The sequence below is a fragment of the Virgibacillus sp. W0430 genome (assembly GCF_051846935.1).
GTDB lineage: Bacteria > Bacillota > Bacilli > Bacillales > Amphibacillaceae > JBPYCR01.
Genome location: NZ_JBPYCS010000009.1, coordinates 67260 through 92196, shown reverse-complemented (window position 1 = coordinate 92196; position 24937 = coordinate 67260). Strand labels below are relative to the sequence as shown.

The window sequence follows — 24937 nt, the reverse complement described above, 5'->3', positions numbered from 1 at the left end:
ACATAGTTCTAATCGGTAAATTAAATGTCTCTTTTGTTGGACTGTGCTTCTTGAATGCTATGTTGCGTCGCAGTGAGCTGTTGTTCAATTGTATTTGCTTTAAATCCAGCATCTTTTAGTAAATAAACAATATTCCCGTAAACAGGTGTAATGGTTGGTACAACAAATTTAAACTGACATTCTCGCATCATCATGAGCTTTAGAGACTTAAGCAACCGTTCGTTTTTAAAGATTCCGCCTACAAGTACAAAAGGAAAACTCTCTTTCTCATGCTGGCTAACTAATTGATTGTAAAGAGCTATACCGTTACGAGCTATGAGAGAAGCTGATTTTTCAATTATTTGTTGAGCAACGGAATCACCAGCTTCAATAGCTTTAAAAACGTGTGTTGCATAGCTAGCAACTCTTTCTTTTGTTGCACTCGTATCATAAATCGTTTGAATTAATTGGGGAACTTCTGTTTTTCCTTCTGACTCTAATAAATAGTCGGTAATTGCTGTTTTTTCACCAATTCCATCGTACTGATTGAAGACCGCTTCGAGCGCTTTGTAGCCGATAAAGTAGCCGCTACCCGGATCAGAACTAACAAGGTGACCCCAGCCGCCAATTCGTTTTTCATTTTTATCCTTTAATCCGAAGGCGACAGACCCAGTGCCAGAAATGGTTACAATGCCATCATTTCCATATGTACCTGAGTAAAGTGAGGGGAGTGCGTCACTGGTGATCAGTAGCTGATCAACGTTATGTATGCAATTGCTTCCGATAAATAGACGCTTCCACTTTTCTCTCTCATGCATTCTACCTAATCCGGCCAAGCCTATACTAATCGAAATGTTTTCCGTATTGGATAATTGCGGGGAGGAGGTGATTTGTTTAATCATTTTTGTAACGGTACGAACGGAAGTTTTAAATGACGTGCTGTGGGGGTTTGTAGGCCCTGCTGTAATAGTAGAAAGCACACCTTTTTCAGTATGGTAGAGCAATGCTTCTGTTTTTGTACCTCCACCATCAATTCCAATCATATACATACCTATGCCCCCTAATTATTTTTTCTGAACGCTCCCTGTAATGCTTCACGGGTTTTATTTAAGTAAGTGACAGTTGCATCATAATTTTTCGAGGCAACTCCTGTGAACAATATATCAATAATATTTAACTGTGCAATTCTAGAAGCAGTAGCAGCACTACGGATCGTGTCAGATTCTGTTGTAGATATATAAAGACAGATGTCTACAAGCTCTGCCAGCGTACTTTTACCATAGCATGTAATACCGATTGTAGTAGCGTTTTCCTTTTTTGCATTTTCTATCGCTGCGAGCACATGACTCGTTTCTCCGGAATAGGAAATACCAATTGCAACATCGTTTTCAGTTAGTGTTACAGATGATGTTAACTGAAGGTGAGCATCTTCATAAGCGGTACAATGTTTGTTAATCCGTAAAAACTTTTGCTGCGCATCCTGGGCAATAATTTGTGAAGCGGCAGCTCCAAAAAAGTCTATACGTGTTGCTTGATGCATCGCTTCGATAGCTTTTTCCACATGTTTATAATCAAGAATTTGCAAGGTTTCCCGAATTGATTGGATGTTTTTCCTTGAAATATTTGTAATTAATGTTTTCGTATCATCATCGGGGAGTATTTCTATGTAACTGTAGTCATGTAGTTCATTTGCTTGCAGATCACCAGCAATTCGTATTTTTAATTCTTGAAAGCCCGAAACACCAATGTTTTTGCAAAGTCGAATGATCGCGGCTTGACTTGAAGCGCTTTTTTCAGCTAGTTCTTTAACAGATAAGCGAACAACTTTATCTGGGTTATTTAAAATATAGTGTGCTGCATTTCGCTCTGCGGGTTTAATTGTATGTAATGCTTCTCGTAAGCGGACTAAGCCACCATTATGTCCCATAATTGTAATCTCCTTATTTCAAATAGTATAAAGTCACTGAAACAAATTGTCAATATATATTAAATTTTTGAAATAATGTTTTAAAAATATAAAAAGATGCTAAAGTTACGTTCTCTAAAGGCATTCGTTTTTTAAACGTCTATTTGAAACATTTGGCACGTTTGACCTTTTGTAATAAAAGACTATTCATTTGTACAAATATTCGTTTATACACTATGTGAGATTAAACGACAAAAAATTAGAACAGGAATTTAAATGATAAGAAAAAGAACCATAGTTTCATCAGCTTGATGTCATTATGGTTCTTTGTCAAATGACGTTGGTGATGTAGATTGCGTCACGTATTTGTGGGTGTTATTTTAAGAAGTTAAAAAACCTCTCTTTGTATTCGTTAATTTTAGTATTGATTCCTACCGATCGCAGTAGATATACACTACGCTTTCCGCGGTTACTGCCTCAGCTTCTGTAGCTCCTCTATCCGAGTCGCTACAGGGATTTTCGGACGCTTGCTATTTCCCCAGGTGTCCGTCGACTTTCGTTCCAATCAGCTTAAAGAGGACTAATAACCTTATTGCACACACACTTCCATGCTGTTTCATTTGCATTGGATGTTTCTTTATGTTTTGTATTGTAGTTTGTGTCTACAGGTTTTCTCTTGAAATAATGTATTATTAGAAAATAAAAATGACGTTAGTGACCCTTCACATTCCTTACCAAAAAGGAATGTGATTTATCTTCACTAACGTCATATATTGTATAGCCGTAACTATTTGTCTTTTTTAATTTAGATAAAATGATGCACACAGTTATGCAAAAGAAAGTTATTATCGCTATAAGGTGGCCATAGTCTGCATTTGGTGTTTAAATTTTTCGCATGGAAATTAAACAATCGTTGTTACGCTGAACGTGTCTTTTATTTGTCTAGTTAAAGGGAATCGATACTAGAAGAAAATGATTAATTCCACCTATTTGAAATCTATCTATGTGTGCTTGTCTCGTTCTGTTTGTTGTATCCATTCTATGTTACGGATACAAAATCGGATAGAGCTTTTCAAAAAACATATTCATTTCTTCGTCTGTTCCAATTGTTATACGTAAATAGTTATCGATCGGCTTCTTATTAAAATAACGAATGAGCACGTCGTTTTCTTTTAATTGATTATAAATTGTTTCCGCAGCAACATTTGAGTGACTTGCAAAAATAAAGTTCGTCTGGGAGGGGAGAACATCGAATCCGTATTGCCCCATTTTTTTACTTACCCAGCTTCTCGTAGTAATAATTTTACGCGTTGTTTCTTGAAAGTATGCGGTATCTTTCATGGCTGCTTGCGCTCCGGCAAGAGCTAAGCGATCGACTGGGTAGGAATTAAATGAATCCTTCATACGAGTAAGCCCTTGTATTAATTGTTCATTTCCCAATGCGAATCCGACTCTTAAGCCAGCAAGCGACCGAGATTTGGACATCGTTTGAATTACGAGTAAGTTGTCATATGTTTGAATAAGTGATGCTGCTGATTGATCGGCAAAGTCAACATATGCTTCATCGACGATAACGACCGTATTCGGATTTTTCTGGACAATACGCTCTACTTGATCTAAAGGAAGATACATACTTGTTGGCGCATTTGGGTTAGGGAAAATAACCCCACCTTCCGAATTGAAAAAGGCTTCTGTTTTGAGAGTGAAGTCTTCATTTAAAGGTATTTGCTCTGTCGATATGTTAAATAACTGAGCGTATACTGGATAAAAGCTATACGTTATAGCTGGAAAGCGAATCGCTTTACCTGGTTCAAAGAAAGCCATAAACGAAAACGCGAGCACTTCATCCGAACCGTTACCAATGAAAACATTTTGTTTTTGTAAGCGATGTTCATCCGCAATCGTTTGTCGCAAATCATCCATTGTCGGAGTAGGGTACAAACGTAAATCTTGATTGATTTCATTTTTAATTGCATTCAAGACGGCAGGGGAGGGTGGGTATGGATTTTCATTTGTATTTAGCTTTACGATGTTTTTATTGAGCTGTTCCCCAGGTACGTATGGCTCTGCTCGTTTTGCAATTGTACTCCAATACTTATTCATTCGTTTCTTCCTTTTTTTGCATGTGTCTTTTGTAGAGGACGTCTTTAATATCCGAAAGAGAAACATCCATTATATTCATTAAAACGAGTGTATGGTAAATCAAGTCCGCAATTTCCCACTTCACTTCTTCTTTATCGTTGTTTTTTGCTCCGATTATGACCTCGCTTGCTTCTTCGCCGACCTTTTTTAGTACTTTATCAATGCCTTCCCTAAAAAGATAATTTGTATAAGAATCGGCAACTGGTTCTTCTTTGCGTTCTTGAATAATGCCAATAATATCATGAATGACATCACGTGAGCTTTCTTTTGCGTTGTAGACCGCATTGAAAAAGCAGGATGTTTTACCAGTATGACAAGCTGGACCTGCTGGTGAAACTGTAATGAGCAAGGAGTCCTTATCGCAATCCGCTGCAAGGCTTTTTACGTATTGTTTATTTCCTGACGTAGCTCCTTTATTCCATAGCTCGTTTCTCGAACGACTGTAGAACCATGTTTCTTTCGTTTCGATTGTTTTTTGGATGGCTTCTTTATTCATGTAGGCGAGCATAAGTACTTTTCCGGTTACATCATCTTGAACAACTGCCGGAATAAGTCCATTCCCATCAAAAGTTAAGTCGGGAATATGTATTGAATTCATTAAATTTCACCTACCGGGATGTCAAAATTCAAAAGATACTCCTTTAAATCGGATATGACAATTTCTTCATAGTGAAAAACGGAAGCTGCTAATGCGGCATCTGCCTTTCCGTCTGTTAAGACCTCACGAAAGTGATCCAGATCACCAGCACCACCACTAGCAATGATCGGAATGGAAACTGCGTCAGCCATTGCTTGGTTTAATGCAATGTCATATCCAGTTTTTTCACCATCCGCATCGATCGAATTAACAAGAATTTCAGACACCCCGAGTTGCTCGCCTTGCTTTGCCCATTCGATTGCATCTAAGCCAGAGTCGTTGCGGCCCCCATTTGTAAAAGCATTCCATTTGTTTTCTGCGACATTTTTTGCGTCAATGGCTAATGCAATTCGTTCACTGCCGTATTTTTCAACTGCCTTTTTAAGGAGCTCTGGATTTTCGATTGCAGCACTTGTAATGGAAATCTTATCTGCCCCAGCCTCTAAAACTTCATCAACATCTTCTAGGGAGCGGATGCCTCCACCGACAGTTACTGGAATGGAAAGATCATGCACAATTTCTTTAACGATATTTATAAAGGTTGCGCGATCGGATCTTGAAATATCGAGTATAAATAATTCGTCGGCAAAGTCGAGCTCATATTGCTTTGCGAGTGTTATTGGATCTGCGACATCTTGCATGTTTTGGAACTTTTTCCCTTTCACTACTCGTCCATTATCCATATCTAAACACGGTATTATTCTTTTTTTTGTCATTATTTATCCCTCCATAAGAGCTTCAAATTTTATTTTCCCATCATACAATGCTTTTCCAATGATTGTTCCGTACATATTTAATTCTTGTAAATTAGCAACATCTTTTGTTGTAGCTACACCACCAGAGGCAATTACGTTCATCGATGTCGCTTCGTTTATAAGCCTTTGCTCAGTCAAATTCGGACCTTGCAGCATGCCATCCTTTAAAATATCTGTATAAACAATCGTTTGTACACCTATATCCTCTAATTCTTTTATTAAATCAAGTGCTTTAACCGTACTTGTATCTGTCCAACCGTCAGTAGCTACATAGCCATCGCGGGCATCAATGGAAACTGCAACCTTTTCACCATGCTTTTGAACCGCTTCACGAAGAAAGGCTTTATTTTGAATTGCTGCTGTACCAATAATGACTCGCTCTACACCATTTTCCAAATAAGCATCAATACTATCCATTGAACGAATTCCACCACCGACTTGAATAGGAATACCGGTTTCCTTTGCGATATTTATAATAATCGATTTGTTGATGGAATCACCGGTTTTTGCACCGTCTAAATCAACGATATGAATGTATTCGGCTCCTTTTTGTTCCCACATTTTCGCCGTATCGACAGGAGAGTCGTTATACACCTTCTCCTGATTATAGTCACCTTGGATAAGTCGGACGCATTTACCGTTACGAATATCAATTGCCGGAAAAATAATCATACATGTCAACTCCGTAAATTTTTATAAGTACATTTGAACTGTTCACTATTATAAACGAACGATTTTCCTTTATATCAGACTCTATTTGCTAGTAGTTTATCTTTGTTTGACTCGCTCTAAAGGAATCTATGCCGGTAGCGATAATTACAGCAAGCCTTTAGTAGATGGTACCCCTTTTACACGCGGGTTTAAAGCGCTGGCTGTATCAAGGGCACGGCCAAATGCTTTGAAAATGGATTCAATCATATGGTGCGTGTTTTTTCCATACGCTACGTTTATATGGAGTGTAATTTTTGCATGGTTTACAAAAGCTTGGAAAAACTCTTCCACCAATTCTGTATCAAAGGAACCTACCTTATGTTTTAGCCCTTCAACATTGTATACGAGACACGGTCTGCCACTAATATCAAGCGAGACAGTAGATAATGCTTCATCCATTGGAATCGTAACAGAAGCATACCGATTTATTCCTTCTTTCGCACCAATACTCTCATGAAACGCTTGGCCTAGAGCAATTCCTACATCTTCAACTGTATGATGTTGATCCACTTCGAGATCACCGTCACAATGCACGGTTAGATCAAATAGACCATGCCCACTAAATAAGACGAGCATATGGTCAAAAAAACCAACTCCTGTATCAATTGTAGCTTTTCCTTCTCCATCAATCGAAAATTCAAGTTCAATAGAAGTTTCTGCAGTTGCGCGTGATATACGATGTGTACGCATGATTTATCTTCCTTTCAAATTTATAATGCATTTTATTGCTGTTCTTTTTTTCTTACGTTTATTGAGTTAGCGTGGGCGGTTAATCCTTCCATGTTCGCTAACGTCATAATGTTTTCTGAAGCGTGCTTCAATGCGGCTTCTGAATATTGAATAATGCTTGATTTTTTCATAAAATCATATACGCCTAATGGAGAAGCGAACCGAGCTGTGCCACTGGTCGGCAATGTATGGTTTGGTCCTGCGAAGTAATCCCCTAATGGTTCAGGCGAATAGTTTCCAACAAAGATCGCACCAGCATGGCGAACGTAAGATACATAATCTGAAGCGTTTTTAATCATTAGCTGCAAGTGCTCTGGAGCGATTTCATTTACAATATGAAAGGCATCCTGTAAGGAATCAACAACGATAATCCTTCCATTTTGGCGAATAGATGCTTCAGCAATTTCCTTGCGCTCAAGTGTTTCTAATTGCTTTTCTACTTCATCCTTTACTTGCTGGGCGAGTGATCGGCTCGTTGTAACACAAATCGCTGTTGCCTGTTCATCGTGTTCTGCTTGCGATAACAAATCTGCTGCTACAAATGGAGCATTGGCCGACTCATCTGCTACGATACATATTTCACTTGGCCCTGCGATCATATCAATAGCTACGTCCCCATATACCCATTTTTTTGCACGAGCTACATATGCGTTCCCTGGTCCTACAATTTTATCTACCTTCATAATTGACTCGGTACCATAGGCTAACGCAGCAATTGCTTGGGCGCCACCAACTTTATAAACACGATTAACTCCAGCAAGTGAGGCAGCAACCAACACGTGCGGATTAATTTTACCATCTTTTTGCGGTGGGGTCGTCATCGAGATTGTACCTACACCAGCAAGCTTAGCTGGTATAGCATTCATTAAAACAGTAGATGGATAAGCTGCTTTTCCACCAGGTACGTAAATCCCTACTTTATCCATCGGTGTTACTTTTTGACCAAGCATAATTCCGTTCGGCTGATTGATAAACCACGATTTTTCCTTTTGAGCTTCGTGAAAAAGCGTTATATTCTTTTTCGCATTTAATAATGCAGAACGAAATTGTTCGCTTACTTGCTGCTCTGCTTCTTTAAATTCAGCTTCGGAAACACGCAATTCATTTAAATCGACACGATCAAACTTTTTAGCATAATGGAATAATGCATCGTCGCCAGCCTTGCGTACTTCTTTAATAATACTTAATACAGTATCGTCAATGGATTCTGTATTGTTGTCCAAGTTCGTTTTCAGTTTCATTTTATAATTTGCACTTGTAACGATTTCCATCCTGATCACTCCAAAACCGATTTGATTTGTGTAATAAACTGTTGTATTTGCGACGTTTTCGTTGCAAAGCTCGCTTTATTTACTACGAGTCTCGTACTGATTTCTTCTATATCTTCAATCGTTGACAACCCATTTTCTTTTAACGTGCTGCCTGTTTCGACGATATCTACGATAACATCGGCCATTCCGATAAGCGGAGCTAATTCTACCGATCCATTTAACTTTATAGCATCAATTGTAATTCCTTTTCGATTAAAAAAGGTTTGTGCTACGTTTGGATATTTAGTTGCAACAGTTAAAGGAGAGGTGTAAGAAATTGAGTTATCTTCTAAACTGGCAACCGCAAATTTACATTTTCCAATGTTTAGATCTAGCAGCTCATAAATATCTGCCTGAGCTTCAAGGATATTATCTTTACCAACAATCCCGATATCTGCGGCTCCTTTTTCCACATATGTTGTAACATCTACAGCTTTCACAAAAATAAGTTTAATAGTTTGATTTTCATTATAAAAGACGAGCTTCCTGCTTTTTTCATGAAAATCAGGGAAATGTATTTTGGCCTTTTCTAATAAGCGAAATGTATCCTTTGCGGTGCGGCCTTTTGCCAATGCCAATGTTATCAATTTAAGCCCTCCTTGACGAGACCCATCAATTCTTTCATGTTTCGAAAAACAAAGGAATCACCATTTATCATCACTTTTTTTCCCGTTTCTAGTATTGTAATCGTGTATAGGCTCGGGATACGATCAAGCTCTTGGTTGGTTAACGGATAGGAGAGAACGGTAAAATTTTCCCCCCGTAAATCGTTAGCAATCCGTAATGCCTCTTTTTGTACGTTATTTTCATAGATAATTGTAAAATCATTCGTAAGCGTTGGGAGGTCTACTTGTTTATTCGTCCCTGTTAATAAGCCGTTAATGTCAAAAGCAAATCCGATTGCTGGTAAAGATGCTGCAAATTGGTCAGCAAGCTTATCATATCTGCCGCCCATAAGCACAGGCTTACCAACATTTTCAATAAACCCTTGGAAAATTATCCCTGAATAATAATCCATATGGTTAATTAATCCTAAATCAATAACAAGATGATCTTGAACATTATAGTCTTCAAGAATCTGATACATATTTGCTAGTTCATCAAGTTTTTCTTCCATCGCAATCGTACAGCAAATTTTGCGAGCCCGCTCGATTACTTCCTTCGGATCACCGTATAATAATGGTATTTCCTGCACCGCTTGATTTAACTGAGTGTCAACTGCTAGTCGGTCTAGAAAGGGAGCGATTTCAGGAATGTTTTTCGCTTGTATTAATTGCTTTAATTCGCTTAAATCTTGGGGATTCAATTTCAACTCTCTAACGAGCTGTTTAAAAAAGCCAGCATGACCGATCTCAATTTTAAAATGGCTTATATTTAAGTCTTTTAGCGAATGAATAGCTAATGCGATCAATTCTGCATCTACTTCTATAGAAGGGTTTCCGAAGCATTCTACACCTGCTTGTGTACTTTCCTTATTCCCCGATTGATCAACTAATTGTCGGAACACATCTAAAATATAAAAATAGCGATACTCTTCATTGAGATGCTTGCTTTTAGAGGCGATCTGCTGTGTAATCGGTATCGTAATATCTGGACGCAGAACAAGTACTTTTCCAGTATTATCAATCGTTTTAATCATCTCATCATGATTTACCGTACCGTTCATATTGGCATACAAGTCGTATTGCTCAAAGGTCGGTGTATTTATTTGTTTGTAACCATACGTAGAAAACCGATTTGCTAACGTATCCATCAAAGCTTTTCTTATTTGAAAAGCTTCTAAATTTATATTAGTATCATTAGTTATATTGTTATAATTTTGCATGAGGCATCCTTTCCGCTTTATTACTTCATCACTTTATCGTAATAAAGCAACAAATGTTACTCTTATATTGTAGTTTTTATTTTAAAAGAAGTCAATAGCTGGAGGTAGATTAATATGTTTGATTACCATATGCACAGTGATTTTTCTGCAGACTGCTCAACACCAATGGAAAGCACGATTGAACAGGCGATAAAATTAGGGATACAGGAAATATGCTTTACGGAGCATATTGATTATGAATATCCAGATCCTACAATTCGTTTTACGTTTAATTTAGATGCGTATGCCAATAAGATTAAAGAAATGCAAGAACGATACAAGGGACAGATCATTATTAAAAAAGGTGTCGAAATAGGTGTGCAGCCTCATATTCTCGACCAATATGAATCGTTGCTCCAAAAAGAATTTTTTGATTTTGTTATTTGTTCCATGCATACATGTGATAAAAAAGAATTACATTATGGAACTTATTTTAAAGATCGCAGTGCCGATGAAGCATATCGTATTTATTATGAAGAATTACTTTACTGTGTGAATAATTATAAACAGTATAGCATTTTAGGCCATTTAGATTTAGTTAAAAGGTATAAAAAGATCGATTCAGCCAAAAACTTTCATGACATAATACGTGAAATTTTCCGAGTTATAATTGCAGATGGGAAAGGGATTGAGGTAAATACGTCGGGATATCGTTATGGATTGGACGGAGCAATGCCGAGTATAGATATATTGAAACTATACAAGGAATGTGGTGGTGAAATTATAACACTAGGTTCGGATTCACATGTCCCTTCAACGTTAGCTTATCGATTTACGGATACTCTGGATTTATTAAAAAAAATAGGGTTTAAATATATTGCAACCTTTGAAAAGCAGCAGCCTGTTTTTCATTCGATTGATGGGCTTATTAATAAAAAGAGAAGGTAGTAGAATAGAGGGTTGTTCGAAAAGCTGAGTAAATAGCTGGATACTTGCTGTCGTGCTACTCACATCCATCGAAAACGGATGTTTGAGCGGACAGTCGTTGTGAACTTCTTCAATGAAAAGCACGCGCATTTATTTATTCAAGATATACGGAAGTAAGATCGTTTTATTTTGCAACTTAGAAGAAGAATAAATGGATGCTACGTGCTATAATTAGTAAGGTGCTCGAATGTGTTTAAATTTAAAAAGTGTTGCGCCAGGGATCGATAAGAAACGGGTATATGGAAAGTACGATACAATTCGTTATCTTCATTAGGGATATGAACGCATGGACTAAATTTTTAATTAATATAACAACATGCCAGTAGATATATCATATAGTAATGCATATGCGGAATAATTTTAAAGGGATGATTTAGGTGGAAAGAGCAAATCACATATATGAGGGCCTTGTAAAAATTACATCTGACGAAAATGTGATTATTGATAAGCCTCTGAAAAACCATACGTATACAAGGCTCGGTGGTACAGCAGACTTTTTTGTGACCCCTGAGACATATGAACAGGTACAGCAAATTGTGAAGCTAGCAAATATGGAAAGTGTTCCATTTACTTTACTCGGAAACGGCTCTAACTTAATTATTAAAGACGGTGGAATCCGCGGGATCGTGATGTATTTAGGGAAACTGAATAAAATTGAAGTGAATGATACACAGCTGATTGCCCAAAGTGGCGCGCTAATTGCAAACGTATCTAAAAAAGCACTTAATCACTGCTTGACTGGACTTGAGTTTGCTTGTGGGATACCTGGATCTGTCGGTGGAGCCTTATATATGAATGCAGGAGCCTATGGTGGGGAGATAAAGGATGTTTTGCTGCATACGGTAGTCGTAGATCGCCAAGGACAGTTACATACGATACAAGCAAATCAATTAGATTTAAAATACCGTACGAGTAACATTCCAAATAACGGATATATCGTATTAGAAGCCGCATTTGCTTTACAAAAAGGAAATCATGTTGAAATTAAGGCTGTTATGGATGATCTAACATATAAACGAGAGTCCAAACAACCGCTTGAATATCCAACTTGTGGAAGTGTGTTTAAACGACCACCAGGATATTATGCGGGGAAATTAATTCAGGACAGCGGACTTCAAGGTAAAGAAATTGGTGGGGCACAAGTGTCGCTCAAACATGCTGGCTTTATAATTAATAAAGATGAAGCAACAGCGAAAGAGTATATCGCTTTAATCGAGTATGTACAGCGCATTGTTAAAGATAAATTCAATGTAGATTTAGAGTGTGAAGTAAGAATTATCGGAGAGGATCCTGTGGAATAAATTGTTAATATCCCATAGGAACGAAACTAACCGCTGTTGCTCTTTTATCTTCAATTACAACAGAAATATAATCTCATATTATTTAGGGGCATATTCCTATATATTGTAAAGAGCATAAAACGTTTAAAATTAGAATGTATACTAAAAGCCTTTACCTTATGGAGGGAACATAATATGACTAACGGTGAAAACATTGTTCTAATGAAAGCTGAATTAGATGAAGTAGATTTAGTTTCTGACCTCTTTGACCAATATCGCGTTTTTTACAAACAACCATCAAATATAGAAGAAGGTAAAAAATTTCTTCTTGATAGAATGAGAAAACAACAATCTGTTATTTTTTTAGCAGTTGAAGAACAGGAAACTTCTGTAAAACCATTAGGATTTGTACAGCTTTTTCCATCCTTTTCATCCGTCAGTTTAGCAAAAACGTGGATTTTAAATGACTTGTATGTTGTTCAGTCTGCGAGACGAAGAGGAGTAGCAAAGCGTTTAATGCAAAAAGCTAAGGAGTACGCCTTAGAAACAGATGCAAAAAAAGTGATGCTTGAAACAGCTACGGACAATTACAAAGCACAACAATTATATGAATCAATTGGATATGAGAAAGACTCGGAGCATTTTTATTATAGTTTATTAATTAGACCATAGTAACGAATCTTTCTGTAACCGCGAAGCATTTGACATACAGCAAAAACCATTTTGTCTACACGTAATAATAATGTACGATTGAAGTGTTGAATAGAATTGCCTATGGCTTCAGATAGTTTACGAATTTTTTGAAGACCGCATCATGCTTTACTTTAAGTTTAAAACCTGCTCAAACAAATCCGAAAGCAGCACACTTTTAAACGCACTCCATCTCTGCATAAAAGACATTGGAGTGCGTTTAAAAGTGTGCTTTTTACTAGCAAATCTGACTTAGACGACCGTCGACAAAATTCTACAGTGATAGCACGAATCCACAGAGGTGCTGCCGTGCCTATGGGAACCGTGTGGACTGCCGTGTAAGTCCGCAAAATCAAACTGAAAAACTTGAGCATTATTACGTACATACATTATCTGGTTGACTTAAAGTTCCTTGCCGATGTTATTTAACAAAGAACTCCTAAAAGCTAAAGTGTTACTATAACTTTTAGGAGTCGAGGACTTAACTGAAATTATTTCCATTTTAAATGAAATTTTACTTGTGTTACGCAAGCTTTCTATTTGGTTGTTGTTAAAGCGCTAGCTTCTAAATCTACGTAAAAAGCTTTGTAATCGTTCGTTTTCGGAATGCTCAATTACTTCGCTCGGAGTGCCGTCTTCAGCAATAACGCCTCCATCTAAAAATACAACTCGATCTGCTACGTCAAGCGCAAAGTCCATTTCATGCGTTACAAGAACCATTGCTGTTTCACCTTCTTCAGCAATTCCACGTATAACTTCTAAAACTTCGCCAACAAGCTCTGGATCGAGTGCAGAAGTAACCTCATCAAAAAGCATAATCTTCGGTTTCATGACAAGTGCACGAGCCATCGCTACACGTTGTTTTTGACCACCTGATAGCTGACTCGGGTATTTATCAACGTGTTCTGCCAAACCAACCTTATCCAGCATTTCTAGTGACGCTTTTTTTGCAGCTTCTTTACTTTCCTTTTTTACATGGATCGGTGCAGTCATACAATTTTCTAGTATCGTCATATGTGGAAAAAGATTAAAGTGCTGGAACACCATGCCAATATCGCCACGTACCGCACGTAAATGTTTTTCGTTGGCTGGAACAAGCTGGTCTCCTTTTTTCATATGCCATAAATTATGTCCGTTTACAATAATCTCCCCAGATGTCGGTTCTTCTAATGTCATTAACATCCGAATGATTGTTGTTTTACCAGATCCACTAGGTCCAATAACTGCAACCTTTTCAGCAGGTTTTATATCTAGATCGATTCCTTTTAATACGTCAAAATCTCCAAACGATTTGTGTACGTCCCTAAACTTTACGATCGGTTCTGTCATCAAAATTTCCCCCTTTATGTTTCAAGTGGCTTGCTGCCATTAGGTGCTTTTTTGTCGAAGCGACGATTCATCTTTACTTCTAGTTTGTTAACTAATAGTGCAGAAGGATAGCTCAGTACAAGAAATAATAAAGCAACAATTGTAATAGGCTCTAAATATCTAAAGTGCTGCGCTCCATACTCGTTCGCTAAGCTTAAAATCCCAAGTACTCCAACTGTTGATGCTAACGGTACTTCTTTAAATAAAATAATTAAATAATTCCCAAGCATCGGTATAGTTGGAGGGACAGCTTGTGGTAATATTATCTTCTGCCATTTTTGCCAAGTTGTAAAGTTAAGCGCAGTAGAAGCTTCCCACTGCCCTTTATCTACAGATTCGATTCCTGAACGATACACTTCACCGATATATGTACTCGTATGAATTCCAAGTCCAAGGACAGCACATGTAAACGGATCTAATGTTACTCCAATGACTGGAATCATTGGCCAGCCATAATAAAGGAAGAACAACTGTACAAGTGGAGGGGTCGAACGAATAAACTCCATCACCCAAGTTACTAACCAAGTAAACCATTTAATCGGAACTCGCCTTAAGATGACCCAAACGAAACCAAAAATCAAGGCAAATAAATAACAAACTACAGTAAGTGAAAGGGTAATCCATAGCCCTTTTGAAACTAATGGCAGGGCGTCAAAGAATACTTCCCATTTCCAGTTCATGGACTAGCAACCCCCTTCTTGGATATTTCCTCTGCTTTACGTGCAAGCCAGATGAGTGGTAGTGCAAGAATGAAATAAAATATAAGCACTAAAATATAAACGGTTGGCGCCATTGATAAATCAGCGCTACGTAACAGGTCTCCATGGTATAATATATCGTGCATACCTATTAAAGAAACGAGTGAAGTCGCTTTCAACATTTGAATTAAATAGTTACCAAATTCAGGAAGCATCATCCGGACCGCCTGTGGAAAAATAACGAGTCGCATGCGTTGGAAGCTTGTCATATTTAAGGCGATCGAAGCTTCAGTTTGTCCTTTATCAACAGCAATAATAGAGCCACGAACAATTTCTGACATATACGCGCCATAGTTTAATGCAATAGCAAGGACACCAGCAAGTAGGTTGCTTCCAAGATCAAATCCGAACAGCATAGGAATGGCATAATATAACCAGAATAATTGTACGATTAATGATGTACCACGGAAAACCTCAACATAAAATACTGTAAATTTACGGAGGATAGGGTTTTTAGACAGTCGACAAAGACCGGCAACGAAAGCAAATAAATAACCTAAAATTGCCGATAGTATAAGTACAATGACGGTTATTTTAATACCTTTCATCAAGACGGGAAATACTTCTACTATAGCACTAATGTTGATCACCCCTTTAAAGTTTATCCATTCTCCTTATCTATATCACTATGAAAATATAGTGCTAAATAGTATCTGCAACGAAATAAAAGTATGATTATTTTTGTATGTTGACGATAATTCTTAAAAAGAACAGGGTCTTCCCCCCTTAGGAGGGAGGTCGACCCTGCTGAGTCTTCCTTATACTATTTTACTTGCAACTTAAAATTCGCCGTTACATACTTTTTCTGTCGTTACTTCATCTTCAACTGCGTTCATTGAAGCGCTAAAATAGTTAGCTTCTAACAATTCAGCATAACGATCAGATGCTTTTAATTCAGCTAGCTTTTCGTTATATGCTTCGCGTAAATCATTATCATCTAAGCGAAATGCAGCTGCCCCATAACTCGGTACACCTTCAATATCAGGCTGTTCAAAGTCTTCAACGAACTCAAGCTTATCAGAACCTAAAGACTCGTATGCCATTTTGATCGTCATTTCTGTACCAGTTGTTGCGTCTGCACGTCCTGACTCAACCGCAGACAATGTCGCAGGAATGTCTGGTGCGCTTTGGATCTGTTTTGGATCTACACCTTCTGACTTAACAAATTCATGCTCTGTTGCTCCTGCCATAATAGACACTGTAGCATCTGGATTGGCAGCAATATCTTTATAGCTGTGTAAGTCAAGTGGGTTTCCAGCCTGTACAATCAAACCTTCACCATATTTTACTTCCGGCTCACCAAAAGCAACGTTTTCACAACGCTCAGGGTTGATTGCCATAGAAGCAGTGATGATGTCGTATTTATTTGCTACTAGACCTGGGATGAGCTGACCAAAGTCTGCCAAATGCCCTTCAACTTCGTCTATGCCTAGCTCGTTTAGCACAGCTGTAGCGACATCAACAGCCACACCTTTTAACTCGCCATCTTCTTCATAAGCGTAAGGCTTCTCATTTGCGAACCCAACAACGATTTTACCAGCATCCTGTAATTCTTTAACTCGTTCGGATACTCCATCATCAGCCGCCGCTTCTTCGTTATCTGTTTCTTCTGTAGCGTCAGCTTTTTCCTCTGTGCTATCTGCTTCCTCTGCACCGTCATCTGTGCTTGCATCGTCCGATGAACCACATGCAGCAAGTAGTGCAAATGAAAAACATAATAGTAGTGCCAATAATAGCTTTCTCATTTAAACAATGACCTCCCTTTGATTTTGAGAAATACAACGTACGGTAAGTACAGTTTTATGTAAAAAAACATAGCTCTATTTATCTATGAAAGCTATGAATGAAAAGGAAAAAACTTACTCAACGTAGTTGTACTATTCATAATATAGGTAATTAATTGTAGATTCAAACTCTATATTTGGCGTTATAAAGCTATTAAGTTTCTTATTCATTCGTATACCTAAAATAAAATATTGTTTGCTAAGAAATGCTCATCAATGATTAATTTACCTTCAGTATACTTCTGAATTATTATAAAAAACAATATATTCATTCAATTTATAACTATTAATTTTGTAAGCGTATGCATTGGGGTTGTTTTTCGAATAAATTATTTTGTTTCACGTTTGTCATGAAAAAAGCTAAATTGCGTAAAAAATATATTGATAAAAACAAGTAAATATACTATTTTAGACGTATTGTAGTTATGAGAAGCGCGTAATTGGATGAATTGAAAGGGGGGATTGGAACGTCATAAATTAACACAATCAAATAAGTGAATCAATCGTTACTATTTCAATAGTAGACAAAGCATTTGGAAATCGATACGATAGCAGTATAAAAATTAAAGTTTATTCGATTTTGCAAGGTGAATTAGTGGATATGAGCATTTGATCACCTAGATGTATAACGACTAATGGGAAAGATACCTACTCATATCGTACAAGGAGGAATACAGGTGGCTACCTTAGTAGTAAGTATACTATTAACGTTAATTATTTTATATTTATCTTTATTAACTATTTCAAAAGGATATGCATTTAAGCATACGGTAGATCCGATTGATCCAGTGGAGGAGCAGGATCATCAGGAGAAGAAGGGGTATTAGAATTAACAAAACGCTCGGATATAAACGGTTGTACGCCGTTTATATCCGAGTGTTTGCTCGTTAAATGCACCGAGCAAATCGCCGTTAACTAATCTTCTTCTGTTCATTACGCTCCTGCTCATCTTCCCAAAAAGTAGCATTTTTAATACCGAGCTTCTGTGGATTGAAGGTTAGCTTTTTTCCAGTTTTTATTTGTGCCTCGTAATCTTTTAACGCCGACATTACTGGCCTAAACAAGAGGACGAGAGCGATCATATTCATCCATGTCATAATTCCTAAGCCGAAATCAACTAAAATCCATGCAGCATCTGATGTGCGAAGGCACGTAATGAATACGGATGCAAGCATAACGACCTTTAATGCGGCCATCGGCCATTTCGTATTTCGATTTTTCATTAAGTATACAACGTTTGTTTCTGCCATATAGTAAAATGCCATTATCGTAGTAAAAGCAAAGAACAGTAATGCGATTGCGATGAATGGACTGCCGAACCCGGGTAAAATACTATCAACAGATAACTGGGTAAAACTTGAATCTTCTACTTCACCGGCTTGATTGACGATATAATTGCCATTATCGTCTTGCACATTATAAATTCCAGAAACAAGAATAATGAATGCGGTTACAGAACAGACGATAATTGTGTCAATGTATACCGAAAACGATTGAACGAGTCCTTGCTCAACAGGATGGTCTACTTCAGCGGCTGCAGAGGCATGTGCCCCCGTACCCATGCCAGCTTCATTGGAGTATATTCCACGTCTAACACCCCAAGCGATAGCAGCGCCGACGAGTCCGCCAAACGTTGAATCTAATGCAAAGGCACTCTTGAATATCAAGCCAAATACTGCTGGTACTGCATCAATATTAACAATCATAATTATAAGCGCTGTAATAATATAAGCGACAGCCATAAAGGGAACAACTACTTGGGCTACATGTGCAATTCGTTTAATCCCACCAATTATAATAAAGCCTAAAATAAGAACGAGAATAACCCCTGTAACAATACGGTTCATCCCAAATGCGTTTTCAAAACCAAGTGCAATGGTGTTCGCTTGTAATCCAGCATCAAAGATACCGACTGCCATGATCGTTGCAATGGCAAATAAAACACCGAACCAGCGTAGGCCAGTTCCCTTTTCAATATAATAAGCGGGACCTCCACGAAATTGTCCATCGACTTTTACTTTATAAATTTGTGAAAGCGTGGATTCCACAAATACGGTAGCCGCTCCAAAAATAGCTACGATCCACATCCAAAAAACAGCTCCAGGACCACCGAGCGCGATTGCTGTAGCAACACCCGCGATATTACCAGTACCGACACGTCCGGATAATGCAAGTGTGAATGCTTGAAAGGGAGAAATTCCACTTTCTGAGCTCTTGCCTCGGAACATTGTTCTTACCATGTTTTTGAAATGCCTAACTTGTGTAAAGCGCGTCATAATCGAAAAGATTAAACTACCGATCAATATAAAGTATGTTAATGGCGATGCCCATAATAAATCTGTAATTTTACTAATAAGCTCCAATGTAAATCCTCCTCGTATTGTTGCTCTGTTTTTAAATACGTTTAATGAAAAATGAACTTTCAGTTATCATGACTTTTCTGATAACTCTCTCGAAGAAGGGTGCCGCCCGGTGGTTATACCGGGAGGCAAAGGATTAAATATTGTTTTTATTAGAAGAGAAAGAACGCTGCTTCAATCTCTCGCATGTAAACGGCTATTTTACGCCAACTGTATTTTCAATATGTTTAAACGCTTGTTTTAAATCATCGATTAAATCTTCAGCATCTTCAATTCCAGTCGAGTAACGAACGAGCCCTTCTGGAATCCCCATAGCGAGTCGCTCTTCCAGTGTACATTCAGCATGGCTTGTTGTATGAACCGGTCCAATCGTTGTTTCAACGGCTCCAAGATTCGCAGCTAAATGCGCATGCTTTAGTTTTGGAAGAAATTCATACACAGTTTCGAGACCGCCCTTTAATGAAAAACTGAGCATCCCACCAAAGCCTGACATTTGCTTTTTAGCAAGCGCATGCTCGCTGTCATCTTCTAAGCCTGGATAAAATACCTTTTCGACAAGCGGCTCTGTTTGTAAATAGTTTGCTACGGCCAAAGCATTTTTGTTTTGCTTCTCAATCCGAATTTGTAATGTTTTCATTCCACGGATGAGTGAATATGCAGCAGTAGGATCTAGTGGTGCACCAGTAATCATACGATATTCATATACTTTGTCTACGATATCTTTTAGGCCGCATAAGACACCGCCAAGTGCATCTGCATGTCCACCCAAATACTTTGTTGCACTATGTACGACCAAGTCAGCACCAAGCTTTAACGGCTTTTGATTAATTGGTGTTGCTACTGTGTTATCTACAACGACAAGCGCGCCAACGTTATGAGCAGCTTTAGATAAGCGGGAAATATCATTAATTTTCATCGTTGGGTTAGTTGGTGTTTCTAAGTATAGAAGCTTACACCCTTTATTAATTTCTGCTTCAATTTCCTCATGATCATGTGTTTCGCATAAAGCTACTTCAATGCCAAAGCGTGGCAAAATGTCTAGGAACAAACGGTTTGTACCGCCATATGTATCTTTTACAGAAACGATACGATCTCCTGGTGATAAAAGTGCAAACATCGTGTCATTAATTGCTGCCATTCCAGTTGTAAAGCTGACAGCAGCCTCTGCACCTTCTAAAACTCTCACTTTTTCTTCAAATGCTTCAACTGTCGGGTTATTGTAGCGGCCATAGACGTACCCAGATTTTTTACCTTCTATTACGTCCGACCATTCTTCAACATTGTCATAACCAAAGACAACACTGCTTACGATAGGGACTTGAGTGGCTCCACCAATAAGGCTTTTTTCTTCTCCACCCCAGATTGATTTTGTAGAATCTTTCATATTCATTCATCTCCTCATATGGTATATTTAGGCATTAATCTTAAGTTTATTTATTCTAATTCATTTTTAAATTATGCCGACTTTATAACTCGGTTATCTTACGCTTCAGGCGGACGCTTTCCGCGGGCATGGCTTGAGCCGCCTCGCTCGCAAAGGTAGATCGCTGTGGGGTCTTAAGACGCATGCGTATCCGGCAGGAGTCGCCGCCATCCGTTATAGGTAACTCAGTTTGTGCTCTGATTTGTAAATGAATGACCTGTATCATATATCAATCCCTTGGATGCTTCGTGATGTACCTATATAATGGTCTTAGGATCTAGGACAATTCCAATTCTTATTCGCCTTGCAGTATAACCGCAATAAAATGAGATTTCCCAGTGTACGTTTTGACCTTCAAACACGCAGGCTGTACACCTTGATATTCGAACCTGGATGTTAGTAGGACCAGTGTGGCTTTCGATACAAGGATCGTACGTATAAACAAGGCTGCTGATCAGCGTTCGCATTTGTTTCAAGATAACTTACTTTTTAATTATCTTTCTCTTTCTCTTTACATATCACCGCAGGTCTTTCCATCTATTCGCTCAAACGATGTTCTTAATGTCGCTTTCTTGTGTAAAAAGAAGGCGCAAATTCAATAGCAATTGAAAGTTTACGCGAAAAGTAATTTTATTTATTTCGGAATCGGCAATACGGTCGTAGCTTTCACTTCCTCATAGGATAGACACGTCTGTATACTCGAAATGTGTGGAAAAGAACTTATTTTATGCCGTATAAAATTCTTTAAGTCCTCGGTATTTTTAATCACCACCTTCAATAAATAATCGTGCTCACCAGTAATATGATGACATTCGATGATCTCAGGGAATTTTCGGACAGCGCTTTCAAATGGTTCTAACTCCTTCGTTTGATGTGCAGATTTTTTCACGAAAATAAAACAAAGAAGCCCATATCCTAGCCTTTCACGATTAAGTAGTGCAGTATAATCCTTAATAAAGCCTGCTTTCTCTAATCGTTTCACTCTTGCATGTGTGGCAGGAGGAGATAAATTAATTTTACGTGCAATTTCTACGTTGCTTAAATCCCCTTCTGTTTGCAATATCTCTAATAAACGTCTATCCACTTCGTCTAGATCCTTGCTTGTTAATAATTCTATCATGATACCACCCTTTACGGTTTAATATTTTGTATAATAACAAATATTTGAAATAAAACAAAGTCATTGTATTTTTAGGTTTAAAAAATTCAGGTCAAGGGATCTTTTTAATGGTTCTATTTAATAAATGAATGTGCACATTCATCTGGAGTACTTGTTCGAAATAGAAGAAATTTTTCTTACTATAAAAAGAGGTGCTCTTTATTAGTGAAAGGATTGCATAAAATGTCTACCCGACTGAAGTGGGTGACGATAATGTTTCCTTTTCTCGTTACGATGGTGCCACAGTTTTTTCTGGAAAAAGTGGTACACAAATATATGTTTTCACTTCTTAAATGTAGTAAGATAGAAAGTGGTAAAGGAGGAAGATAGCAATGCATATAGTACTCGTTTCGATCATTGGCTATTTATATGGATGTATACATGGATCGCAATTGGTTGGTAAATATAAGAAGATAAATATAAAGCGCAATGGGATGAAAAACGCAGGTGCATCCAATACAACTATGCTCCTCGGGTGGAGATACGGTTTCATCGTTGCATTTATTGATGTTTTTAAAGTAGTACTTTCTATTTTTACTGTTGTAATTATATTAAATAAAAATGGGATTTTTAATGAAGCGCAAACGTTACTTATATATTTAAATGCTTTTTTCGTTGTTATTGGGCACAATTATCCTTTAACAATGAACTTCAATGGTGGAAAGGGCACAGCTTCTTTTGTAGGATTTATGCTGTATATTGATTGGAAGTTTGCACTTTTTGGCCTATTTATTCTATTGTTATTTGCTTGGACGACAGATTACTTTGTTATTGGAACGTTAGTTATGTACGTTTCTTTTTTAGCATATACGCTGTATGTTTATCACATCGGTCCTGCCATTATAGCTTTTATGCTCATTATCCTTTATGTTGTAAAGCATGCAGAGAACTATAAGCGAATTATCCGTAAAGAGGAAATCAGGCTATCAAGCCTTTTTCATAGAGATCGCAAAGTATAATTTCTACTAAGTTCTGTAGTGTTTACGTAAAAGAAGAAATAGGTGACATGTATGCTTGAAGGTATCGTTTGGATAATCATTATCCTATTGTTCATTCTTAGCTTTGTAGGTGTAATTTTCCCACTTATTCCATCGGTTTTTGTGTTGTGGATTGGCTTCTTGCTATATCATTTCCTTGTTGACAATGAGCAGTTAACAGTTATTTTTTGGCTTGTTATGGGCTTGTGGTCAATTATTTTGGTTGCTGCTGATATAATTGCTAATAGTTATTTTGTTAAAAAGTTTGGCGGTAGTAAGTGGGGGGAACGTGGAGCAGTAATTGCTGTAATTGTAGGATCATTTCTATTTCCGCCTTTTGGAATATTAATTGTACCTTTTATTACTGTTTTTATTATTGAAATGATTCAGCAGCAAACAGTAAAAGAAGCTCTCCTTGCTGCAATTGGTTCACTAATCGCATTTTTAAGTGGGGCTTTTGCAAAAGTAGTAATCCAATTAATCATGATTATTTGGTTTATTGTTGTAGTATTAATCTAAATATAGGAAGTGTTTTTTATGATGAAACCACCGAGATTATTAACAATTGCCGGGTCTGCTGCAGGTGGAAGTGCTGGTATTCAAGCAGACTTGAAAACGTTCCAGGAATTAAACGTTTACGGCATGAGTGTTATCACAGCTATTGTAGCTAGAAATCCGGACACAGGAAAAAATGTTCATGCACAAACAATGGACGCAATTGAGGCGCAGTTTTCAACTGCTAAGAAACAAGTCGGTTTTGATGGTGTGAAAACAGGAATGTTGTTTTCTATCGAGGTGATTGAAAAAGTAGCTCAACTGCTTCAACAAACGGACGTAAAGAAAGTAATAGTTGATCCTGTAATGGTAGGAAAGCTTGACTCAAAGCTCTTGAAGGACGATGCAATTGAGGCATTAAAAACGAAATTACTGCCTTTGGCTACGATCATTACACCGAATATGCCTGAAGCTTCTATCTTATTAGGTGGACGAGTATTAAATAATGTAGAGGATTTAAAGCAAGCTGCAATAGATCTTCATGATCTCGGCCCAAAATACGTATTAGTTAAAGGCGGTCGCTTGGAAGGACCTGCTGTTGACGTGCTATATGATGGGCATCAATTGACTATATTTGAAGCTCCACGGATCGATACAATCAATACGAGTGGCGCTGGCTGTACATATTCAGCTGCTATCGCAGCAAATGTAGTGAAGGGAAAATCAATTCATGAAGCAGTATTGCTTTCTAAATCTTTTGTTACAACAGCGATCGAGCACGGATTTACATATACGGAGATGGTTGGCCCAACCTATCATGCTGCTGAACGTTTAAAAGGGGAGGCACATGCTATAACAGTAAGGCATGTATAGCGTCGTTTTTAATTTTGAACAATAAATGGGGGATGGTTTGGAATGGAACGGGCATTAATAAATATTGATTATACGTATGATTTTGTTGCCGAAAATGGCAAGCTAACATGTGGAGAACCTGGACAAGCACTTGAAAAATACATCGTTTCTTTGACAAAGGAATTTATTGATTCGAACGAATTCGTCGTATTTGCAATTGATGCTCATGAAGAGGCGGACATCTATCATCCAGAGACACAATTATTTCCACCACATAATATTAATGGAACTCCAGGAAAAGCACTCTATGGCGAATTAAAAAACGTGTTTGACCGTAACAAGGAAAAGAGCAATGTTTATTATTTTGATAAAACACGGTATAGTGCGTTCGCTGGAACAGACTTGGAGTTAAAGCTACGAGAAAGAAACATTCAAGAAATTCACCTTGTCGGGGTTTGTACGGATATATGTATTTTGCATACAGCGGTGGATGCTTATAATAAAGGCTTTTCCATTGTAATTCATAAGCAGGGTGTGGCGAGTTTTAATCAAGCAGGGCATGATTGGGCACTCGGTCACTTTGAGAAAACACTCGGTGCTAAAGTGAAATAAACGAACGTTTACTAGTTTTATGACGTAAATGTTCGTGAACAGGTTAAAAAGTTCGGGCGAAAGTATTGACAAAATAACTCAATTTGCTATGATTAAAAAAACGGCAAATGATTAAATATGATGATAAAGATAAGTTTGTTGTAGAGGAATACATTAGAGAGCTGGTGGGTGGTGCAAATCAGTGGTTCCAACAATAAACGGCACTTTGGAGTAGACAGG

At 37.8% G+C, this 24937-nt stretch carries 25 protein-coding genes and 1 other annotated feature (1 of these 26 running past the window's edge); of the genes, 8 read left to right on the top strand and 17 right to left on the bottom strand.

The genetic code is table 11. The features are described 5' to 3' along the window. Positions 1 to 20: 20 nt before the first annotated feature. From ACLIBH_RS07005 to hisZ, 10 genes are all read right to left on the bottom strand, one after another. Positions 21 to 1028 (bottom strand): N-acetylglucosamine kinase, encoded by a 1008-nt coding sequence (locus tag ACLIBH_RS07005; RefSeq protein WP_439315984.1) that lies wholly within the window; start codon positions 1026 to 1028, stop codon positions 21 to 23. Positions 1029 to 1039: 11 nt separating this feature from the next. Next, on the bottom strand, positions 1040 to 1906 hold the full coding sequence (locus ACLIBH_RS07000; RefSeq protein ID WP_439315983.1) for a MurR/RpiR family transcriptional regulator: 867 nt from the start codon (positions 1904 to 1906) through the stop codon (positions 1040 to 1042). Between the two features lie 1023 nt (positions 1907 to 2929). Continuing rightward, positions 2930 to 3988 (bottom strand): histidinol-phosphate transaminase, encoded by a 1059-nt coding sequence (gene hisC, locus ACLIBH_RS06995; RefSeq protein ID WP_439315982.1) that lies wholly within the window; start codon positions 3986 to 3988, stop codon positions 2930 to 2932. Next, positions 3981 to 4625: a bifunctional phosphoribosyl-AMP cyclohydrolase/phosphoribosyl-ATP diphosphatase HisIE gene (gene hisIE / locus ACLIBH_RS06990; RefSeq protein ID WP_439315981.1), complete on the bottom strand. Its 645-nt coding sequence runs from the start codon at positions 4623 to 4625 to the stop codon at positions 3981 to 3983. The genes hisC and hisIE overlap by 8 nt, the downstream gene beginning before the upstream one ends. Further along, positions 4625 to 5380, bottom strand: coding sequence for an imidazole glycerol phosphate synthase subunit HisF (hisF, locus tag ACLIBH_RS06985; RefSeq protein ID WP_439315980.1), 756 nt, complete (start codon positions 5378 to 5380; stop codon positions 4625 to 4627). Before hisF ends, hisIE begins: the two co-directional genes overlap by 1 nt. A 3-nt stretch (positions 5381 to 5383) precedes the next feature. Continuing rightward, complete coding sequence (gene hisA, locus ACLIBH_RS06980; RefSeq protein WP_439315979.1) at positions 5384 to 6091, bottom strand: 1-(5-phosphoribosyl)-5-[(5-phosphoribosylamino)methylideneamino]imidazole-4-carboxamide isomerase; 708 nt, start codon at positions 6089 to 6091, stop codon at positions 5384 to 5386. 144 nt (positions 6092 to 6235) lie between these two features. Then, positions 6236 to 6820, bottom strand: a complete 585-nt coding sequence (hisB, locus tag ACLIBH_RS06975) for an imidazoleglycerol-phosphate dehydratase HisB (RefSeq protein ID WP_439315978.1) — start codon at positions 6818 to 6820, stop codon at positions 6236 to 6238. A gap of 32 nt (positions 6821 to 6852) precedes the next feature. Further along, complete coding sequence (hisD, locus tag ACLIBH_RS06970) at positions 6853 to 8100, bottom strand: histidinol dehydrogenase (protein ID WP_439315995.1); 1248 nt, start codon at positions 8098 to 8100, stop codon at positions 6853 to 6855. A gap of 35 nt (positions 8101 to 8135) precedes the next feature. After that, positions 8136 to 8756, bottom strand: coding sequence for an ATP phosphoribosyltransferase (gene hisG, locus ACLIBH_RS06965; RefSeq protein ID WP_439315977.1), 621 nt, complete (start codon positions 8754 to 8756; stop codon positions 8136 to 8138). Beyond that, entirely contained in the window at positions 8753 to 9994 is a 1242-nt protein-coding gene (gene hisZ, locus ACLIBH_RS06960; protein ID WP_439315976.1) for an ATP phosphoribosyltransferase regulatory subunit, read from the bottom strand. Before hisZ ends, hisG begins: the two co-directional genes overlap by 4 nt. Positions 9995 to 10108: 114 nt before the next feature. On the opposite strand from hisZ, the gene ACLIBH_RS06955 reads away from it, so the two are divergent. The 3 genes from ACLIBH_RS06955 (at position 10109) to ACLIBH_RS06945 (ending at position 12912) form a co-directional block, all read left to right on the top strand. Then, on the top strand, positions 10109 to 10921 hold the full coding sequence (locus ACLIBH_RS06955) for a histidinol-phosphatase HisJ family protein (protein ID WP_439315975.1): 813 nt from the start codon (positions 10109 to 10111) through the stop codon (positions 10919 to 10921). Positions 10922 to 11337: 416 nt separating this feature from the next. Beyond that, entirely contained in the window at positions 11338 to 12261 is a 924-nt protein-coding gene (gene murB, locus ACLIBH_RS06950) for a UDP-N-acetylmuramate dehydrogenase (RefSeq protein ID WP_439315974.1), read from the top strand. Between the two features lie 174 nt (positions 12262 to 12435). After that, entirely contained in the window at positions 12436 to 12912 is a 477-nt protein-coding gene (locus tag ACLIBH_RS06945; RefSeq protein ID WP_439315973.1) for a GNAT family N-acetyltransferase, read from the top strand. Between the two features lie 576 nt (positions 12913 to 13488). On the opposite strand, the gene ehuA is transcribed toward ACLIBH_RS06945, so the two are convergent. The 4 genes from ehuA to ehuB all read right to left on the bottom strand — a co-directional run bounded on the left by ehuA (position 13489) and on the right by ehuB (position 16801). Continuing rightward, positions 13489 to 14259: an ectoine/hydroxyectoine ABC transporter ATP-binding protein EhuA gene (ehuA, locus tag ACLIBH_RS06940; protein ID WP_439315972.1), complete on the bottom strand. Its 771-nt coding sequence runs from the start codon at positions 14257 to 14259 to the stop codon at positions 13489 to 13491. Positions 14260 to 14273: 14 nt separating this feature from the next. After that, positions 14274 to 14978: an ectoine/hydroxyectoine ABC transporter permease subunit EhuD gene (gene ehuD / locus ACLIBH_RS06935; RefSeq protein ID WP_439315971.1), complete on the bottom strand. Its 705-nt coding sequence runs from the start codon at positions 14976 to 14978 to the stop codon at positions 14274 to 14276. Further along, positions 14975 to 15607, bottom strand: coding sequence for an amino acid ABC transporter permease (locus ACLIBH_RS06930; protein ID WP_439315970.1), 633 nt, complete (start codon positions 15605 to 15607; stop codon positions 14975 to 14977). Before ACLIBH_RS06930 ends, ehuD begins: the two co-directional genes overlap by 4 nt. 228 nt (positions 15608 to 15835) lie before the next feature. Beyond that, complete coding sequence (ehuB, locus tag ACLIBH_RS06925; protein WP_439315969.1) at positions 15836 to 16801, bottom strand: ectoine/hydroxyectoine ABC transporter substrate-binding protein EhuB; 966 nt, start codon at positions 16799 to 16801, stop codon at positions 15836 to 15838. A 716-nt stretch (positions 16802 to 17517) separates the two neighbouring features. Here ehuB and ytzI point away from each other — a divergent pair. Continuing rightward, the gene (gene ytzI / locus ACLIBH_RS06920) at positions 17518 to 17667 is read left to right on the top strand and encodes a YtzI protein (protein WP_439315968.1); all 150 of its coding nucleotides are present in this window, start codon (positions 17518 to 17520) and stop codon (positions 17665 to 17667) included. Between the two features lie 84 nt (positions 17668 to 17751). Here the strand turns inward: ytzI and ACLIBH_RS06915 are convergent, their stop codons facing one another. From ACLIBH_RS06915 to ACLIBH_RS06905, 3 genes are all read right to left on the bottom strand, one after another. Further along, positions 17752 to 19203, bottom strand: a complete 1452-nt coding sequence (locus tag ACLIBH_RS06915; RefSeq protein WP_439315967.1) for an alanine/glycine:cation symporter family protein — start codon at positions 19201 to 19203, stop codon at positions 17752 to 17754. A 193-nt stretch (positions 19204 to 19396) separates the two neighbouring features. Then, positions 19397 to 20590 (bottom strand): cystathionine gamma-synthase family protein, encoded by a 1194-nt coding sequence (locus tag ACLIBH_RS06910; protein ID WP_439315966.1) that lies wholly within the window; start codon positions 20588 to 20590, stop codon positions 19397 to 19399. 667 nt (positions 20591 to 21257) lie between these two features. Further along, complete coding sequence (locus tag ACLIBH_RS06905) at positions 21258 to 21743, bottom strand: Lrp/AsnC family transcriptional regulator (protein ID WP_439315965.1); 486 nt, start codon at positions 21741 to 21743, stop codon at positions 21258 to 21260. Positions 21744 to 22114: 371 nt separating this feature from the next. Between ACLIBH_RS06905 and ACLIBH_RS06900 the strand changes: the two genes are divergently transcribed. From ACLIBH_RS06900 to ACLIBH_RS06885, 4 genes are read left to right on the top strand one after another with little or no spacing between them, the layout of a single operon-like run. Next, positions 22115 to 22741 carry a glycerol-3-phosphate acyltransferase gene (locus tag ACLIBH_RS06900; protein WP_439315964.1) on the top strand — a complete coding sequence of 209 codons (627 nt, stop codon included), beginning with the start codon at positions 22115 to 22117 and terminating at the stop codon, positions 22739 to 22741. Positions 22742 to 22792: 51 nt separating this feature from the next. Beyond that, positions 22793 to 23278 (top strand): DUF456 domain-containing protein, encoded by a 486-nt coding sequence (locus ACLIBH_RS06895; protein ID WP_439315963.1) that lies wholly within the window; start codon positions 22793 to 22795, stop codon positions 23276 to 23278. Between the two features lie 21 nt (positions 23279 to 23299). Further along, positions 23300 to 24127 carry a bifunctional hydroxymethylpyrimidine kinase/phosphomethylpyrimidine kinase gene (thiD, locus tag ACLIBH_RS06890; RefSeq protein WP_439315994.1) on the top strand — a complete coding sequence of 276 codons (828 nt, stop codon included), beginning with the start codon at positions 23300 to 23302 and terminating at the stop codon, positions 24125 to 24127. A gap of 42 nt (positions 24128 to 24169) precedes the next feature. Beyond that, positions 24170 to 24718 (top strand): cysteine hydrolase family protein, encoded by a 549-nt coding sequence (locus ACLIBH_RS06885; protein ID WP_439315962.1) that lies wholly within the window; start codon positions 24170 to 24172, stop codon positions 24716 to 24718. A 111-nt stretch (positions 24719 to 24829) separates the two neighbouring features. Beyond that, positions 24830 to 24937, top strand: a binding site (T-box leader); it runs 140 nt beyond the window's last position.

What these genes read in the sequence shown, in the direction of transcription:
- ACLIBH_RS06905 (WP_439315965.1), bottom strand. Translation starts at nt 21,743, where the DNA reads ATGATAGAATTATTAACAAGCAAGGATCTAGACGAAGTGGATAGACGT.
- hisIE (WP_439315981.1), bottom strand. Translation starts at nt 4,625, where the DNA reads ATGAATTCAATACATATTCCCGACTTAACTTTTGATGGGAATGGACTT.
- thiD (WP_439315994.1), top strand. Translation starts at nt 23,300, where the DNA reads ATGAAACCACCGAGATTATTAACAATTGCCGGGTCTGCTGCAGGTGGA.
- ehuB (WP_439315969.1), bottom strand. Translation starts at nt 16,801, where the DNA reads ATGAGAAAGCTATTATTGGCACTACTATTATGTTTTTCATTTGCACTA.
- ehuD (WP_439315971.1), bottom strand. Translation starts at nt 14,978, where the DNA reads ATGAACTGGAAATGGGAAGTATTCTTTGACGCCCTGCCATTAGTTTCA.
- hisZ (WP_439315976.1), bottom strand. Translation starts at nt 9,994, where the DNA reads ATGCAAAATTATAACAATATAACTAATGATACTAATATAAATTTAGAA.
- hisD (WP_439315995.1), bottom strand. Translation starts at nt 8,100, where the DNA reads ATGAAACTGAAAACGAACTTGGACAACAATACAGAATCCATTGACGAT.
- ACLIBH_RS06955 (WP_439315975.1), top strand. Translation starts at nt 10,109, where the DNA reads ATGTTTGATTACCATATGCACAGTGATTTTTCTGCAGACTGCTCAACA.
- ACLIBH_RS06900 (WP_439315964.1), top strand. Translation starts at nt 22,115, where the DNA reads ATGCATATAGTACTCGTTTCGATCATTGGCTATTTATATGGATGTATA.
- ACLIBH_RS06895 (WP_439315963.1), top strand. Translation starts at nt 22,793, where the DNA reads ATGCTTGAAGGTATCGTTTGGATAATCATTATCCTATTGTTCATTCTT.
- ACLIBH_RS06945 (WP_439315973.1), top strand. Translation starts at nt 12,436, where the DNA reads ATGACTAACGGTGAAAACATTGTTCTAATGAAAGCTGAATTAGATGAA.
- hisF (WP_439315980.1), bottom strand. Translation starts at nt 5,380, where the DNA reads ATGACAAAAAAAAGAATAATACCGTGTTTAGATATGGATAATGGACGA.
- ACLIBH_RS07000 (WP_439315983.1), bottom strand. Translation starts at nt 1,906, where the DNA reads ATGGGACATAATGGTGGCTTAGTCCGCTTACGAGAAGCATTACATACA.
- ACLIBH_RS06885 (WP_439315962.1), top strand. Translation starts at nt 24,170, where the DNA reads ATGGAACGGGCATTAATAAATATTGATTATACGTATGATTTTGTTGCC.
- ehuA (WP_439315972.1), bottom strand. Translation starts at nt 14,259, where the DNA reads ATGACAGAACCGATCGTAAAGTTTAGGGACGTACACAAATCGTTTGGA.
- ACLIBH_RS06910 (WP_439315966.1), bottom strand. Translation starts at nt 20,590, where the DNA reads ATGAATATGAAAGATTCTACAAAATCAATCTGGGGTGGAGAAGAAAAA.
- hisB (WP_439315978.1), bottom strand. Translation starts at nt 6,820, where the DNA reads ATGCGTACACATCGTATATCACGCGCAACTGCAGAAACTTCTATTGAA.
- ACLIBH_RS07005 (WP_439315984.1), bottom strand. Translation starts at nt 1,028, where the DNA reads ATGTATATGATTGGAATTGATGGTGGAGGTACAAAAACAGAAGCATTG.
- hisA (WP_439315979.1), bottom strand. Translation starts at nt 6,091, where the DNA reads ATGATTATTTTTCCGGCAATTGATATTCGTAACGGTAAATGCGTCCGA.
- hisC (WP_439315982.1), bottom strand. Translation starts at nt 3,988, where the DNA reads ATGAATAAGTATTGGAGTACAATTGCAAAACGAGCAGAGCCATACGTA.